Annotated in this window: 15 protein-coding genes; 3 read left to right on the top strand and 12 right to left on the bottom strand. The window is 71.8% G+C overall.

Annotated elements, in window-relative coordinates; genetic code table 11:
• Positions 1-196: 196 nt before the first annotated feature.
• The 10 genes from ACFRKB_RS37720 to ACFRKB_RS37675 all read right to left on the bottom strand — a co-directional run bounded on the left by ACFRKB_RS37720 (position 197) and on the right by ACFRKB_RS37675 (position 12,168).
• Positions 197-478, bottom strand: a complete 282-nt coding sequence (locus ACFRKB_RS37720; protein ID WP_004571953.1) for an HU family DNA-binding protein — start codon at positions 476-478, stop codon at positions 197-199.
• A 469-nt stretch (positions 479-947) separates the two neighbouring features.
• On the bottom strand, positions 948-2,384 hold the full coding sequence (locus ACFRKB_RS37715; RefSeq protein WP_383111113.1) for an NAD-dependent malic enzyme: 1,437 nt from the start codon (positions 2,382-2,384) through the stop codon (positions 948-950).
• Between the two features lie 413 nt (positions 2,385-2,797).
• Positions 2,798-5,248 (bottom strand): HelD family protein, encoded by a 2,451-nt coding sequence (locus tag ACFRKB_RS37710; protein ID WP_383111115.1) that lies wholly within the window; start codon positions 5,246-5,248, stop codon positions 2,798-2,800.
• A 62-nt stretch (positions 5,249-5,310) separates the two neighbouring features.
• Complete coding sequence (locus ACFRKB_RS37705) at positions 5,311-6,129, bottom strand: zf-HC2 domain-containing protein (protein ID WP_383111112.1); 819 nt, start codon at positions 6,127-6,129, stop codon at positions 5,311-5,313.
• Positions 6,126-6,713, bottom strand: coding sequence for a sigma-70 family RNA polymerase sigma factor (locus ACFRKB_RS37700; protein ID WP_365977337.1), 588 nt, complete (start codon positions 6,711-6,713; stop codon positions 6,126-6,128). Before ACFRKB_RS37700 ends, ACFRKB_RS37705 begins: the two co-directional genes overlap by 4 nt.
• A 275-nt stretch (positions 6,714-6,988) precedes the next feature.
• Positions 6,989-7,594 (bottom strand): CGNR zinc finger domain-containing protein, encoded by a 606-nt coding sequence (locus ACFRKB_RS37695; RefSeq protein ID WP_383111111.1) that lies wholly within the window; start codon positions 7,592-7,594, stop codon positions 6,989-6,991.
• A gap of 108 nt (positions 7,595-7,702) precedes the next feature.
• Positions 7,703-8,233 (bottom strand): GNAT family N-acetyltransferase, encoded by a 531-nt coding sequence (locus ACFRKB_RS37690; protein WP_383111110.1) that lies wholly within the window; start codon positions 8,231-8,233, stop codon positions 7,703-7,705.
• A gap of 149 nt (positions 8,234-8,382) precedes the next feature.
• Positions 8,383-9,522 carry a uroporphyrinogen-III synthase gene (locus ACFRKB_RS37685; protein WP_383111109.1) on the bottom strand — a complete coding sequence of 380 codons (1,140 nt, stop codon included), beginning with the start codon at positions 9,520-9,522 and terminating at the stop codon, positions 8,383-8,385.
• A 150-nt stretch (positions 9,523-9,672) separates the two neighbouring features.
• On the bottom strand, positions 9,673-11,049 hold the full coding sequence (locus ACFRKB_RS37680) for a nitrate/nitrite transporter (protein ID WP_383111108.1): 1,377 nt from the start codon (positions 11,047-11,049) through the stop codon (positions 9,673-9,675).
• 165 nt (positions 11,050-11,214) lie between these two features.
• On the bottom strand, positions 11,215-12,168 hold the full coding sequence (locus ACFRKB_RS37675; protein WP_383111107.1) for a phosphotransferase family protein: 954 nt from the start codon (positions 12,166-12,168) through the stop codon (positions 11,215-11,217).
• Positions 12,169-12,394: 226 nt separating this feature from the next.
• On the opposite strand from ACFRKB_RS37675, the gene ACFRKB_RS37670 reads away from it, so the two are divergent.
• Positions 12,395-13,450: a LacI family DNA-binding transcriptional regulator gene (locus tag ACFRKB_RS37670; protein ID WP_383111106.1), complete on the top strand. Its 1,056-nt coding sequence runs from the start codon at positions 12,395-12,397 to the stop codon at positions 13,448-13,450.
• Here the strand turns inward: ACFRKB_RS37670 and ACFRKB_RS37665 are convergent.
• Together ACFRKB_RS37665 and ACFRKB_RS37660 are read right to left on the bottom strand one after the other, a co-directional pair.
• Complete coding sequence (locus ACFRKB_RS37665; protein WP_383111105.1) at positions 13,440-13,820, bottom strand: PIN domain-containing protein; 381 nt, start codon at positions 13,818-13,820, stop codon at positions 13,440-13,442. The two genes, ACFRKB_RS37670 and ACFRKB_RS37665, sit on opposite strands and share 11 nt — an antisense overlap.
• Positions 13,817-14,074, bottom strand: a complete 258-nt coding sequence (locus ACFRKB_RS37660) for a hypothetical protein (protein WP_383111104.1) — start codon at positions 14,072-14,074, stop codon at positions 13,817-13,819. The genes ACFRKB_RS37665 and ACFRKB_RS37660 overlap by 4 nt, the downstream gene beginning before the upstream one ends.
• A gap of 99 nt (positions 14,075-14,173) precedes the next feature.
• On the opposite strand from ACFRKB_RS37660, the gene ACFRKB_RS37655 reads away from it, so the two are divergent.
• Together ACFRKB_RS37655 and ACFRKB_RS37650 are read left to right on the top strand one after the other, a co-directional pair.
• Positions 14,174-14,296, top strand: coding sequence for a hypothetical protein (locus ACFRKB_RS37655; protein ID WP_383111103.1), 123 nt, complete (start codon positions 14,174-14,176; stop codon positions 14,294-14,296).
• A 135-nt stretch (positions 14,297-14,431) separates the two neighbouring features.
• Positions 14,432-15,484, top strand: coding sequence for a hypothetical protein (locus ACFRKB_RS37650; RefSeq protein ID WP_383111102.1), 1,053 nt, complete (start codon positions 14,432-14,434; stop codon positions 15,482-15,484).
• Positions 15,485-15,505: the final 21 nt, after the last annotated feature.

Here is a 15,505-nt window from a genome sequence, read left to right as displayed (position 1 = left end):
GCGGGGGGGGGGCGCCCTGTTTTGACCCAGTGACCCCCCGGATCGGGGGCCCCCCCCCCCCCCCGGGGGGGGCCCCGACGGCGTACCCGGGGCCGGCAGGCGCCCTTGCGGGGCTTCAGACGGCCCTCTGACGGCCGGACACACCAGGGGCGGCCACCCGGTCCGGGTGGCCGCCCCTGCGTGTCGCCTATGGGTGTTACTTGCCCTTGGCGGCTTCCTTGAGCTTGGAGCCCGCGGAGACCTTCACGCTGTAGCCGGCCGGGATCTGGATCGGGTCGCCGGTCTGCGGGTTACGAGCGGTCCGAGCGGCACGGTGGGTGCGCTCGAAGGTCAGGAAGCCGGGGATGGTGACCTTCTCGTCGCCCTTGGCGACGACCTCGCCGACCGTCTCGGCGAGAGCGGCCAGCACAGCGTCGGCGTCCTTGCGGGTCACCTCGGCGCGGTCGGCCAGGGCGGCCACCAGCTCACTGCGGTTCATGTTGTTACTCCCGTGTTCTTCTTGCCTGTAAGGCGTGAGATCGAAGCCGATGCTGCCAGGGCCCTCGGACAGTCCCCGGACCCGGGTCTGCTGACAGACCCTCGCGCCCGAATACGCATCCTGCCCCCACCAGCGGCGGGAAAGCCAATCCGGCACCCTCCGGAGTCACACGAAAAGCGCCACTGCCTCGTCGTCGTGACGTTCCGTCGACTCTGTGGAGACTCCTTGGAGCCTTGGGGCCCTTGAGTCCGCCGGAGGCCCTGAAAACCTCCCTGGAGCGGCGGGGCTCATGGTCCGCCACCCTAGAGGGGCCCGTGGGGCGCGGCGAATCGCGACGCGCCGGGCACCGGACGGACGTGAGATGTACCGCAGTCCTCGGTAGCGTGTCCGGGCCCCGTCGTGGGTCTGGTCACATTTCGGGCCGGGCCCCGGGGGCGTGCTTCGCGCTGCCCCCGGGCCCCTCCCCCGGTCAGACCTGGGTGACGGGAGCCGTCACATCCGCGCCGGCCGCCTTGGCGGCGTCGCGCACCGCGCCCGCCACCGCGCCCGCGACCTTGTCGTTGAAGACCGAGGGCACGATGTAGTTCGGGTTGAGCTCGTCCTCGGTGACGACATCGGCGAGCGCCGCCGCCGCGGCCAGCATCATCTCGGTGTTGACCGTGCGGGACTGGGCGTCCAGCAGGCCGCGGAAGACACCGGGGAAGACCAGCACGTTGTTGATCTGGTTGGGGAAGTCGGAGCGGCCGGTGGCCACCACGGCCGCCGTCTCGCGCGCGATCGCCGGGTCGACCTCGGGGTCGGGGTTGGCGAGGGCGAACACGATCGCGCCGTCGGCCATGGCCGCGACGTCCTCGCCGTCCAGCACGTTCGGGGCCGAGACACCGATGAAGACGTCCGCGTCGACCACGGCCTCCTTGAGCGTGCCGGTGACGCCCTCGGGGTTGGTGTTGTCGGCGATCCAGCGCAGCGGTGATTCGGGGGTGGCCGCCACCAGGTCCTCGCGGCCCGCGTGCACCACGCCGTGGATGTCGGCGACGACCGCGTGCTTGACGCCCGCGGCGATCAGCAGCTTGAGGATGGCCGTACCGGCCGCGCCCGCGCCGGACATGACGACCCGTACGTCCCCGATGCCCTTGCCCACCACGCGCAGCGCGTTGGTCAGGGCCGCGAGCACCACGATCGCGGTGCCGTGCTGGTCGTCGTGGAAGACCGGGATGTCCAGGGCCTCGCGCAGCCGCGCCTCGATCTCGAAGCAGCGGGGCGCGGAGATGTCCTCCAGGTTGATGCCCGCGAAGCCGGGGGCGATCGCCTTGACGATCTCGACGATGGCGTCGGTGTCCTGGGTGTCCAGGCAGAGCGGCCAGGCGTCGATACCGGCGAAGCGCTTGAAGAGGGCCGCCTTGCCCTCCATCACGGGCAGCGCGGCCTTGGGGCCGATGTTGCCCAGGCCGAGCACCGCGGAGCCGTCCGTGACGACCGCCACGGAGTTGCGCTTGATGGTCAGCCGCCGGGCGTCCTCGGGGTTCTCCGCGATCGCCATGCAGACCCGGGCCACACCCGGGGTGTAGATCATCGAGAGATCGTCACGGTTGCGGATGGGGTGCTTCGACTGCATCTCGATCTTGCCGCCGAGGTGCATCAGGAACGTACGGTCGGAGACCTTGCCGAGGGTGACGCCGTCGATGCCCCGCAGCTGCTCGACGATCTCCTCCGCGTGCCCGGTGGAGCTGGCGGCGATGGTGACATCGATCCGCAGCTTCTCGTGGCCGGAGGCGGTCACGTCCAGGCCGGTCACCGAGCCGCCGGAGGACTCCACGGCCGTGGTCAGCTGGGAGACCGCGGTACCGCTCGCGGGCACCTCCAGCCTGACCGTCATCGAGTACGAGACGCTGGGCGCCGTTGCCATGACCGAGTCCCTCTTCTTTCCCTAGCCTCTTTGCCGCTCCACCCGAACCACGTCGGCGACGGAGCTTTCAGATGGTCGCACCTACCGGTGGGTAACAGGTAAAGACCTTTATCTACGGAACGCCGCCATCCATGATGTGAGACGAAAACAGGCCCTCACCAAGATCTGGTGAAGGCCCGCCGACGTGTCTGTGGCGCTGCTGCGAAGCTGGCGTAGAGAACGTGAAGGCGGCACCGACCCGCCATGCTCGCCTCGCGGCAAGTGGTCGCTCGTAGCGACGAAGGTTGGGCCCGGGGGCTTGGATCGGGTCGGTGCCACCTCCAGGCTAACAAACCACCCCGGTAAGTGATTCCGTCCGCGCGAGTTTGACTACGGGTCAATCCCGGGACCGGCCCCGGGGGCGGTCCCGGGAATCACTCCCGCAGCAGGTCGGGTACCCCCTCCGCGTCCGGTTCGTCGCGGGCCGCCGAGACCACCGTGAGCTGCTGGGTCGCCCGGGTCAGCGCGACGTACAGCACCCGCAGACCGGCCGGCGACTCGTCCGCGATCTCCGCCGGGGAGACCACCACCGTCGCGTCGTACTCCAGCCCCTTGGCCTCCAGGCTGCCCAGCGCCACCACGCGGTCACCGAGCCCGGCCAGCCAGCGCGCCGCCTGCTCGCGCCGGTTCATGGCGACGACGACACCGACCGTGCCGTCCACCTGGCCGAGCAGCCGCTGTGCCTCCGCGCGCACGGTCGCGGCCGGATCGCCGTCCTGTACGACGCGGAATCGCGGCCGCACGCCCGTGGAGCGCACCGCGCGCGGCGACTCCATGCCGGGCATCGCGAGCGCCAGGACCTTCGACGCCAGCTCGGCGATCTCGGCCGGGTTGCGGTAGTTCACGGTCAGGGTGAAGCGGCGGCGCGGGCGGGTGCCGAGCGCCTCGTCGCGGGCCTCCGCCGCCTCGTCCGGGTCCGACCAGGACGACTGCGCGGCGTCGCCGACGACCGTCCAGGTGGCGTGCCTGCCCCGGCGGCCGACCATCCGCCACTGCATCGGCGTCAGGTCCTGCGCCTCGTCGACGATGACATGCGCGTACTCCGTACGCTCCGCCGCCAGCCGTTCGGCCCGCTCGCGCTGCGACTCCTCGCGCTGCGGCATCAGCTCCTCGAGGCCGGTCAGCTGGTCCAGCGGATCGACGTCGCGCCGCTTCCTGGGCCGGGGCGGCGCGCCGAGCAGCGTCTCCAGCTCGTCCAGCAGCGCCACGTCATGGACGGAGAGCGGGCCACCGCCGTCCGGGCCCAGCCGCTTCAGGGAGCGGGCGAGACGGCGGTTCTCGCCCGGGTTGAGGATCCGTCGCGACCAGCGGCCGAGCCGCCGCTCGTCGGCCATCGCGGCGAGCACCCCGCGCGGGGTCAGCTCGGGCCACCAGGCGTCCAGGAAGGCGAGGAAGCTGTCCTCGGACATGACGTCCTCGTCGAAGGACGAGCGCAGTTCGGCGGCGAGCTCCGGGTCGGTGTGCCGCTGGGCCGACCCGGACTTCGCCCAGAGGGCGTCCAGCAGGAGTCTTCGGGCGCGTGGTCTGAGCAGATTGACGGGCGCGGTGCCGCTGAGCGCGGACTGCCGGATCCGGTTCAGCTCGCCGGACTCCAGCTCCAGCCTGCGGCCGAAGGCGACGACCCGGAGCAGATCGGTCCGTACGGGCGCGGCCAGGGCAGCGTCCTCGTCGCCGTCCGCGTCCGGGTCCTCACCGAAAGCCAGCTGGCCCCGCTGGTCACGGTCCCCGCGGGGCCCGGGGCCCGCCGCGAAGGAACCTTCCAGCGCGCCCCTGGCCGCCTTGCGCAGCACCTTCGGCATCCGCGCGGAGCCCTTGACCCGGGCCACGGCCGGTTCGTCGTACGCCGTGGCCTCCGCGCCGTCCACCAGCGACCCCACCGCCCGGATCGCGACCTGCCCCTCCTCGCCCAGCGAGGGGAGCACGCCCTCCGTGTACGCGACGAGCAGCGGCGTCGGCGAGACGACCAGGATGCCGCCCGCGTACCGCCGCCTGTCCTGGTAGAGCAGATAGGCGGCGCGGTGCAGCGCCACGGCGGTCTTGCCCGTGCCGGGGCCGCCCGAGACCTCGGTGACGGAGGCGGCGGGGGCCCGGATGACGAGGTCCTGTTCGGCCTGGATGGAGGAGACGATGTCCCGCATGGTGTGCCCGCGCGCCTGGCCGAGCGCGGCCATCAGCGCGCCGTCCCCGATCACGGCCAGTGCGGCGCCGTCCAGCGAGGCGGTCAGCTCCGGCCGCATCAGATCGTCCTCGACGCCGAGGACCCGGCGCCCCTTGGAGCGGATGACCCGGCGCCGTACCACCCGGCCGGGATCCACCGGGGTGGCGCGGTAGAAGGGCGCGGCGGCGGGCGCGCGCCAGTCGATGACCAGCGGCGAGTAGTCGGAGTCCAGGACTCCGATACGGCCGATGTGCAGCGTCTCGGCGATCTCGGCGGTGCTGCCCGGCCCGATGGCGTCGTCGGCGGGCTCGACCGAGGTGTACGCGCCGTCCGGGCCCTTCTTGCCGTCCTTGCCCCGGAGGAGGTCGATCCGCCCGAAGAGGAAGTCCTCGAATTCGTTGTTGAGCCGGTTGAGGTGGATCCCGGCGCGGAAGACCTGGGCGTCGCGTTCGGCGAGGGCTCCGGGCGTGCCGACCTGCCCCCGTTTGGCGGCGTCGTTCATCAGGAACTCCGCCTCGTGGATCTTCTCCTCAAGGCGGCGGTACACCTGGTCCAGATGGCGCTGCTCGACGCCGATCTCGCGGTCGCGCACGGAGTCGTGCTCCGTGGCGCGTACGGGATCGACGGCGGGTCCAGCGGTTTCTACAGCGGCATCCTGCGCGGCCACCGAGGCCCCCTTCATGACGTGCATTGGGCAGCCGTCAACCGTACGCGAAGGGGGCGGGTATGTCAGGCGCCGACTTCGACCAGTCGCTCACCGTCGAACGTACGGACCTCGAAGTGATCGATGTCCTTGCTCTCCATGGCCGTGCCGCCCTCGACGTAGAGCGGTTTCCTGCCGTTCTCGTCCGGGCTGCCGGGGATGCCGTACCCCCACGCGGGCACCGACCAGGACGTGACGACCTCCTGCTCGCCGGTCTTGGAGACGGCGACCAGAGTGCACTTGAGCGGGCCCTTCACATTCTTCAGCTCCAGGGCGGTGCGGGTGCCCCAGGCCTTCGGCTCCATGGCGATGGCGGCGCTGACCTTGGTGACGGTGTCCGTGGCGCCGATCCTGCCGGGCATACGGGCGAACTCCTCGGCCGGGGTCCGCTCCTTCGCCACGGTCGTGCCGGCCTCGGCGCCGCCCGAGGTGGCGATCCCTACGCCCACGGGCCCGCCGATGATCAGCACCGCGGCGGCGGCGACCAGATACAGCCCCCGGCGCTTGCGCCTGGCACGCTTGACGGCGACCTCGTCGACGAGCCGGCCGAGCAGCTGTGGGCTGGGCCGCACCGAGACGGAGGGGGTCGGCAGCTGCGCGAGGGGTACGGGCGGCGGGGTCAGCGGGGTGGGCGCGAGGAACGGGTCGGGGTCGTCCGCCAGCATGGCCAGCATCGGTTCCATCCCGGAGAACTCCTCCAGCTGGACGGCGCAGATCCGGCAGCCGGCCAGATGCTCCTCGAAGGCCGTGGCCTCGGCATCGTCCAGAATTCCGAGAACGTACGCTCCGACGGCTTCATGCACAGTACTTTCGTCGCCCAGTCCGTACTGCTCGTGCGTGGTCATGCCGAGACCCCCCTCTCCTCCAGTGCGAGCTTCATCGAACGTAGTGCGTAGAACACACGGGAACGCACGGTCCCGCTGGGTATGCCGAGTGTCTCGGCCGCCTCGTTGACCGTGCGTCCCTTGAAGTACGTCTCCACGAGTACTTCCCGGTGGGCAGGGGTCAAATCGTCGAGCGCGTCCGAGAGCGTCATCAACCACAACGCTTTGTCAATCTCGTCCTCCGCGGGCATGACCTCCAGCGGCGACGGGTCGACCTCCTGCGGCCGGGCCTGCCGGCTGCGGTGACCGTCGATGACGATGCGCCGGGCGACCGTCACCAGCCAGGGTCGGACAGAGCCGGTCGCCCGGTTGAGCTGACCGGCATTCTTCCAGGCACGGATGAGCGTTTCCTGTACGACGTCCTCGGCCCGCTGGCGGTCGCCCGCGACGAGACGCATGACGTAGGCGAGCAGCGGTCCGGCGTGTTCCTGGTAGAGCGCGCGCATCATCTCCTCGTCGGGGACGGGGGTGTTGGCGCGTGGTGCCGCGCTCCGGTGTCGGGCCCGGTGAGGGCGGTCATCGGCCACGGCCGCATCTTTGCGCACCCAAACCTCCCGGTCGAGACCTTCATGGCTGCTTCTCCCTCATCACTACGGATGCGCGGGGGAGGCCACTCAACGGCCGGCGCGGAAACTTTCACGATCTTTCGCGTGGAGCGGGCGGCGAAGGGGGACGGCATGGGCGGGTTCGCGCCGGTCCGGGAGCCGTGCGGGATTGATGGAGAACACGTGGAGGACATGTCCTGAACTCGCATGGATACCGTGCGGTAGTTGTCCGAAAATCGCGCGACACCCGTACGGAACGGCCCGGCCGGGCCTTCTCAGGACCGCGCGAGAGCCGCCCTGCGGCGGTGTCTGGCGACCCGCTCGCGGTTGCCGCACACCTCGCTGGAGCACCAGCGGCGCCGCCGCCCGCGCGAGGTGTCCAGATAGACGCGCCGGCAGCTGTCGCCCTCGCACTCCCGCAGCCGGGCCCGTGCGTCGGGGTCGGTGAGCAGCTCCACCGCGTCCCTGGCCACGGCGGCCAGCAGCGCGTCGCACTCGGGCTCGGTGCTCAGCGCCCGTACGAGATCGCCGCCCTCGTCCCGTACCGCCCTGATGCCCGGCGGCGCCGCGGCGGCCAGCGTGTTGACGCGCTCCAGCGCGCCCGCCGCGTCCCGTCCGTCGATCTCCGCGTGTACCAACTGCCCGACTCTGTCGCGTAGTTCGGTGAAGGACCGCACCCAGCGGGCGTCGACCCCGGCGAGCGGTGTCCCCTCGGGCACCAGCCCCGCGCCGATCAGCCACCGGCCGAGCGGTGCGGCGCCGTCGAGCCGCTCCCGGCCTCTGGAGGTCCGTTCCCCGGTGGCCACCAGATCCAGGCAGATACGCCCGGAGTCGAACCGCCACTCGTACGCGCCCATGTCCGCCGCCGTGCCCGCCGTCATGTGCCTGTCACCGCCTCGGGTTCACCGTGGGTGCCGTCCTCCTCAGAGTGCCTGCCCCGGGACGCGCCCGGAACCCCTGCTACCGGTGGGGGTTTCGCGGCGGGCTCCCTACCCGGCCGCGTTCGGCGGGCCGTTGTGCAGGACGCGCTGGAAGAGGTGGTGATCGCGCCACTCGCCGTGGATGTGGAGATAGCGCGACGCCGTACCGATCAGCTCGAAGCCGCATTTGTGGAGCACGCGCTGCGAGGCGGCGTTGGCGAGGACCACGGCCGCCTCCAGGCGGTGCAGCCCCAGCTCGTCGCGGGCGGCGCGGACGACCCTCTCGACGGCGTGGGTCGCCAGGCCGCGGCCGGTGTACTCGGCGTCGATCCAGTAGCCGAGATTCGCACTCCGAAACGGTCCCAGGGCGATGTTGAGGAGGGTCGCCTCGCCGACGATCCGGGCGCCGTCCACGAGATGCCAGCGCCGGACGGCGGGGTCGGCGAGCCGGTTGGCCTGGGCCCTCGGGGTGTAGAAGTCGGCGGGGCGGTCCGGCTCCCAGGGACTCAGATGGTCCCTGTTGCGGAGGAGCGCTTCGGTGACGCGTTCGGCGTCGTCCGGGGTGGCGGGCGTGAGGCGGATCGAGGAGTCGTGGGCCATCTTCGTACCGTACCCACGGGCCGGCCGCGTACCGTCCCCACGGCCGGCTGCGTACGGCGCCCGCGGGCCGCCCGCGTACGGCACCCGCTGGTCGGCTCCGTACCGTTCACGGAGCGGCTTCCGTCACGCTCCCCGATCGCCCACCCGCCTCACACATCCGCGTACTTGGAGTCGGCCGACGGGTCCAGCGCGAGCCGGTAGCCGCGCTTGACCACCGTGTGGATCAGCTTGGGGGCGCCCAGCGCGGTCCGCAGCCGGGCCATCGCGGTCTCGACGGCGTGTTCGTCGCGGCCCGAGCCCGGGAGCGCGCGCAGCAGGTCGGCCCGCGAGACCACCCAGCCCGGCCTGCGGGTCAGTGCCTGCAGCAGCGCCATTCCGGCGGGCGGCACCGGCCGCAGATCGCCGTCGACCAGGACCGCGTGACCGCGGATCTCCACGAGGTGTCCCGCGACCGGCAGCGTACGGGCGCGCCCCGGCAGCTCCGTACAGAGCACCTGGACGAGCGGCCCGAGCCGGAAGCGGTCCGGCTGGACGGTGTCGATGCCCCGCGCCTGGAGCGGCAGCGCGGTGACGGGCCCGACGCAGGCGGCCAGTACGTCGTGGTGCAGGGCGGCCAGCAGCTCCGGCAGCCGTCCGCGCTCATCGGCGCGCGACAGCAGGGAGGCGGCTGCGGGCGCGCTCGTGAAGGTGACGGCGTCCACGGCGCGGGCGATGGTCGCGTCGATGAGCCGGTCGACCGGGGCGAGATCCTCCGGGGGCATCCAGCGGTAGACGGGTACGACGACGACATCGGCGCCGCCGGCCCGGAGCGCCTCCACGAACCCGGGCAGCGGCTCACCGTGCAGCTGGAGCGCGATCCGGCGGCCTTCGACACCCTCCCCGAGCAGCCGGTCGAGGACCTCGGCCATCGACTCGGAGCTGGGCGACCACGCCTCGGTGAGCCCGGCGGCGCGGATGGCGCCCTTGACCTTGGGCCCGCGCGCGAGCAGTTCGACACCGCGCAGACAGGAGAGAAGTTCCTCGCCGTGGCCCCATCCGTCGGCGGCCCCGATCCAGCCGCGGAAGCCGATGGCGGTGGTCGCCACGACCACATCGGGCACCTGGTCGATCAGCTCTTTGGTGGCGGAGAGGAGTTCCGTGTCATCGGCGAGCTGCACGATCCGCAGGGCGGGGGCGTGGACGACGGCGCCGCCGCGGCGCTGGAGCAGCGCGCCCAGTTCATCGGCGCGCCGGGCGGCGGTGACCCCGATCGTGAAGCCCGCGAGGGGGCCGTGCTGGTGACCGTCCATGCCTCTCCTCTCTCTACGGATGGAGCGGCCGAGCCTGTCAAAGACGCGTGACAGGCTCGGTCCACACGCATTTCCGCGACGTTACGCACCGCCGCAGGACATACCGTCCCATACGTACCGCACCGGACAGGTCCTCGTGAGGCGCCGGTCTCACACCCGCGCGTAGCCGCGCGCGGGCGTCGCCACGGCCGGGGCGGGCCCGGCCGGGGCCCCGCGAAGGTATACCGCCCAGGTGAGGCCGAAGCAGACGGCGTAGAAGAGCAGGAACGCGACGAACGCCGGGGTGCCGGTGGCCGCGGCCTGGAAGGACTGCCGGAAGGCGAGGTTGATGGCGAGCCCGCCGAGCGCCCCGACCGCCCCGATCAGCCCCATCGACGCCCCAGAGAGCCGGCGTCCGTACGCGGCGGCCGGCTCGCCCGTCAGCCCCCGCTCCACCGCCCTGGCGTGGAAGATCCCGGGGATCATCTTGTACGTCGACCCGTTGCCGAGGCCGGACAGCAGGAAGAGCGCGACGAACCCGACGAGGAAGACCGTCAGCGATGCGGTCACCGACGCGAGGACGACGACGCCGGTCGCGACGGCCATCGCGGCGAAGGTCCCCAGGGTGATGCGGGCGCCGCCGTACCGGTCGGCGAGCGTGCCCCCGACAGGCCGTACGAGCGACCCGAGCAGCGGTCCGATGAAGGTGACCGACGCGGCCTGGAGCGGGGTGCGCCCGAACTGGGTCTGGAGCACCAGACCGAAGGCGAAGCTGTAGCCGATGAACGACCCGAACGTCCCGATGTAGAGCACCGACATGATCCAGGTGTGCCGGTCCCGTACGGCCTCCCGCGCGGCCCCCGTGTCATTGCGGACGGGCGCCAGGTTGTCCATGAACAGCGCCGCGCACACCGCCGCGACGACGATCAGCGGGATGTAGACACCGAGCACGATCCGCGGATGGGCGGCCCCCGCCGTCCCGATCACCAGCAGCCCGACGAGCTGCACGACGGGGACGCCGATGTTCCCGCCGCCCGCGTTGAGCCCCAGCGCCCAGCCCTTCTTCCGCAGCGGGAAGAAGGAGTTGATGTTCGTCATCGAGGAGGCGAAGTTGCCGCCGCCGATGCCGGTGAGCGCGGAGACGACCAGGAAGGTCGTGTACGAGGTCCCGGGCTCCATCACGGCGTACGCGGCGCCCGTCGGCAGGAGGAGCAGCAGCGCGCTGACGATCGTCCAGTTCCGGCCGCCGAACCGGGCGACGGCGAAGGTGTACGGCACCCGCACGAGCGAGCCGACCAGCGTCGCCATGCCGATCAGGAAGAACTTCCCGGCCGGGTCGACGCCGTACTCGGGTCCCATGAACAGCACCATGACCGACCACAGGGTCCAGATGGAGAAGCCGATGTGCTCGGAGAACACGGAGTAGAGCAGATTACGGCGGGCCGTCCGCTCGCCGGTCGCCCGCCAGAAGTCGGTGTCCTCCGGATCCCACCGCTCGATCCAGCGGCCCCCTTTGCGTGCTGCGGTGGTGGTGGTCGGGGCAGTCATCACGCCTCCACGGAGGGGAATCGAATGGTGGTTCCCGACCGTAGGGACGCCGCGTTTCGCCCCCGTTCCACGAGGTGACCGGCGCGCAACCTTGCTCTCACCCGGGCGCGGGTGCGGCTGTGAGCGTTCCGAGGGCTTTCTTCCGGATCAGGCCCGGATCAGTGCCTAGACGTCGAAGAGTGCGGTGGCCAGCTCGTCGAGCGTGCCGATGTCGTCGAGCGGCAGCACCCGCGCGACGGGCTCGAAGACGTCCATCGAGTGGTGCTGGACGAGACCGACGGCCTGGCGGTACAGGGCGAGCCCGAGGGCCTGGCGGGCGAAGCCCTTGCCGGCCGGCCAGTCACTGGCGTCCAGGAAGGCCCGTAGCAGCGCCTTGTCGCAGTGGAAGACGGCGCGGTGCACCTGGCACAGCTCGTAGTGCCGGTCGGTCACGGTCGCGTCGCCCCAGTCGATGATCCCGGTGAGCCGGCCGTCCTCGACGAATGTGTGACGGAGCGTCAGATCGCCGTGGACGAAGACGCGGTCGAAGGGCCGGAGGCGGGTGACGTAGTCGGCGGCCCGCGCGGCCAGATGCGGCGGCAGTGAGCTGCGCCGCGCCGCATCGGCGATGTCCAGGACCGGCCAGTCGGCGTCGGTCGCGATGCCCGCGGGCGGGAGCGCGTGTACGCGGCGTACCCCCCTGCCCAACTCCGCCGCGAGGGACAGCTGTTGTGCGGCGGACAGTTCCGCGCGCTCACCCGCGTCGCCGTGGATACGGGTGCTGATCAGATACGGCCACGAGGCGTCGGCGCCGTCGTACAGCCGCCCCTCCCCCAGCAGGCGGGGCGCGGCGATCTCCGGATCGGTGGCGACCAGTGCCAGCGCCGCGCGCTCGGCGGTGTGACTCTCGCGCCATGCCCCCGTCCCGCCGAACAGCTTCACCACCACATCGCCGTACAGAAAGGTGGGATAGGTCCCGCCGACACCGGACACGGGGTCGGGGCCGGGCCGGGCATCCACGTCGAGCAGACCGTGGCGTGCCAGGACCTCGGCGGCGTACGGCCACCAGAAGCCGGTGTCCTCAAGACGCGAGACATAGTCGCGGAGCGAGGCGAACGCGGGAGCGGGGGGTGCGGACATCCGGCCAACCTCACCATCGCGTACTCGGGAACACAAACCATTTATCGCGCACGGCGCTGAACCGGCACTGAACGGGGTTGCCCGGTACGGCGGACGGCGTGGCCCGCGCGTCCGTATGGGATTCTGTACCCGACAAGATCGAACACTGGCTGTTCCCGCATGCCACCCGAACTGGCGCGGTACCACCGCTTGTCGAGTGGACGGCACCCGGAGACGGAGGCGACTGATGGCACGTACGACCACGTCCGGCGGGCGCAAGGACAAGCCGGCCACTCTGGCCCTGGTCGCCCAGCGGGCGGGCGTGTCGCCCCAGACGGTGTCCAACGCGCTCAACTCCCCCGATCTGCTGGCCCCGCGGACCCTGGAGCGGGTCCAGCGGGCGATAGCGGAGCTGGACTACCGGCCGCACCAGGCCGCGCGTTCGCTGCGTACCCGCACCAGCCGGCTGATCGGCTACGGCGTCCAGGCGACGCCGGACGGGGTGTCCGGGCCGGTGATGGAACACTTCCTGCGCGCCTTCTCGGACTCCGCCAACGAGGCCGGATACCGCGTGCTGCTGTTCGCCGCGCCCACCGACGCGGCGGACGAACCCGACTGCTACGCCGAGCTGTTACGCGAGCAGTCGGTGGACGCGTTCGTCCTGAGCAACACCTACCGCGGCGACCCGCGCCCCGGCTGGCTGCGCAAGCGCGACATCCCCTTCGTGGCCTTCGGCCGCCCCTGGTCGGCCCGTTCGGTCGGCGACTGGGTGGACGTCGACGGCGCCCACGGCACGGCGGCGGCCGTCGACCACCTCGTCGCCCTGGGCCACCGCAGGATCGCCTTCCTCGGCTGGCCACGCGGCTCCGGCGTCGGCGACGACCGGGCCCGGGGCTGGCGCGACGCGATGCGCCGGCACGGCCTGTCCGTCCGGGACCTGCGGGTCACCGCGAGGGACGACGTCGACGCGGCACGTGACGCGGTCGCCCACCTCTTCCCGGCAGGCACCACGGCGGTCGTCGCGGCCAGTGACACCCTGGCCCTCGGCTGCTACCGCGCCCTGCGCGACAGCGGCCGCCTCCCGGGCCGCGACGTCGCGGTCATCGGCTTCGACGACTCCTCCGCCGCCGCCCTGCTCTCCCCCAGCCTGAGCAGCCTCCGCCAGCCCCTGGAGGAAGTCGGCCGCGCCTGCACCCGCCTGCTCCTGACCAGGATCGCGGACCCCGGGGGAACCACGGAACAGGTCCTGCTGGCACCGGAGTTGATAGTCCGCGAAAGCTCCGCGTTCCCGATCAGGCGTTGAGGTCCAGCACGCGGACCGGCCGGCCGTCCCAGCGTTTCGGGACGGTGGTGGCGACGATCGCCCCGTCCGGACGGTCAGGGGTGGGCTGGGCCGCGTGCTGGCTGTGGGCTTCGGCCCAGGTCTCCTGGCGGGCGAGAGCCAAGGCGGCGGGCAGGTCCAGGTCCAGGACGGTGATGCCCGGCAGCGCGGCGAGATGTTCCGCGGTTCCCGGCCGGACACGGTCGGCCTCCACCAACGCGCACGTCGGCGCGTACAGGAACCAGCCGGGTTCGGCGTGGGCCCGGTGGATGAGACGGGAGGCAAGGACGTTGCCCTGGCCGGCCGCCGCCATCGCGGTGTCGTCCAGGACAATGTGCATGGCGTCGGTCACCGGTAATTCACCTGTGCCAGACGCCGGTCCAGCTCACTGTCCAGGGCGGACTGCTCGGCGACGCTCGGGGCGTAGCCGGTCCATTCCTTCAGCGCCGCGAGGGCCTTGGCCGCGCGCTCGGCGCGCTCGGCCGGAGTGAGCAGGGTCTCAGCCAGGCGGGCCAGATAGGCCCGCAGCGACAGGCCCTCGGCGGCCGCGATCGCGGCGAGCCGGTCTCTGGCTTCCTCGGGGATACGGACATTGGCATCGGACATCGTCGTACTCCTTCCCATCCCACTAGGGTACGGGTACGGGTACGTACCCGTCATTCGGTCCGGGATTCCCGCCGAGCCAGGGAGAACGCCCGCAAGATCGTGGCGGGTGAGACGCTGCGCCGGCAGACATCCTTCGACGACTATCTGGCGCGGCGCGCGGCCGATCCGGAGTACACGTTCCGGCGGCATCTGCGGCGCATCGGCGGGGCCATCGAGGAGTAGCCCGGCCGACCGGCCGTACACCCCCTGGCACACAAGGAATTTGACGGTTCGTCACCATCGGTTTCCGTTCCTCTGCGCATATGGATCCGACTCGCGCGCGGAACCGTCCGGCGCGCACGCACACGGGGGGACACCTTGAGACCGATCACACGTACCAGAGGCGTTCTGTGCGCCCTCGTGCTGGTGGCCACGGCCAACACCGCCTGGCCCGCCGCGAGTACCGCGGCCGAGCCGGTGGCCCGGCCGGCGGCCCAACGAGCGGCGGCGTACGGCGAACCGTGTGTCAGGGAGCAGCTCGCCGTGCCCGCCAGGACCCGTCAGGCCGGGGTGTACGACTCCGACCCCACCGGCCGGTTCCAGGTCGGCTACACGATGGACCAGAACTACGCGTATCACCTGATCCGGTGGACCGACGGCGTACCGGAGGATCTGGGCACCGACCGCACCGGCGCCACGGGCGTCAACGCACACGGCGACATCGTGGGGTCCGAGTCCGACCCGGAGACGTACCGGCTGACCGGCTGGCTCTACCGGAACGGCGAGTTCAGCGAACTCCCCGGTATCGAACCGGGCTTCGACACCCTTGCGACGGCCGTCAGCGAGGACGGCACGGTCTCCGGTGCCTCCGGCGCCCCCGGGCAGCGGCTCGTGCCGGTGGTCTGGACCCCGGACGGCGTCGTGCGTCCGCTGGCCCTGCCGCCGGGGGACTCCGGCGGGCGGGGCACCGACATCGATGACGACGGCACCGTCGTCGGCTTGACCGACGCCGGCCCCGACACCCATGCGCACGCGGCCCGCTGGAGCCCCGACGGCACGGTGGAGCGCCTCGCGGAGCACCGCCCGGGACCGCAGACCTGGTCGACGGCCGAGGCCGTACAGGGCGGCACCGTACTCGGCTTCGAGTACTACGCCACGGGCTCGACCTCGATCCTGCGCTGGCGGGACGGGGCCGCCGCCCCGGACGTGCTCGGTGAGGGGGAGCCGGAAGCGGTCAACGGGCACGGCTCCGTGGTCGTACGCACCACGCCGGACACCAAGCTGTGGCTGATCCAGAACGGGGTCACGCGCTCGCTGCCCACCGACTCCACGCCCTACCCCACCGGCGAGGTCACGGCGCTGACCGACGGCGACATCGCCTATGGCCGCTGGAACAGCACCCCCGTGCGCTGGGACTGCCGCCTGCCGTAGCCCGAACGGCAGGTACGGCCG

Origin of the sequence: Streptomyces scopuliridis (assembly GCF_042790125.1) — a bacterium.
Classification (GTDB): Bacteria; Actinomycetota; Actinomycetes; order Streptomycetales; family Streptomycetaceae; genus Streptomyces; species Streptomyces scopuliridis_A.
This window is presented reverse-complemented; position numbering and strand designations above follow the sequence as displayed.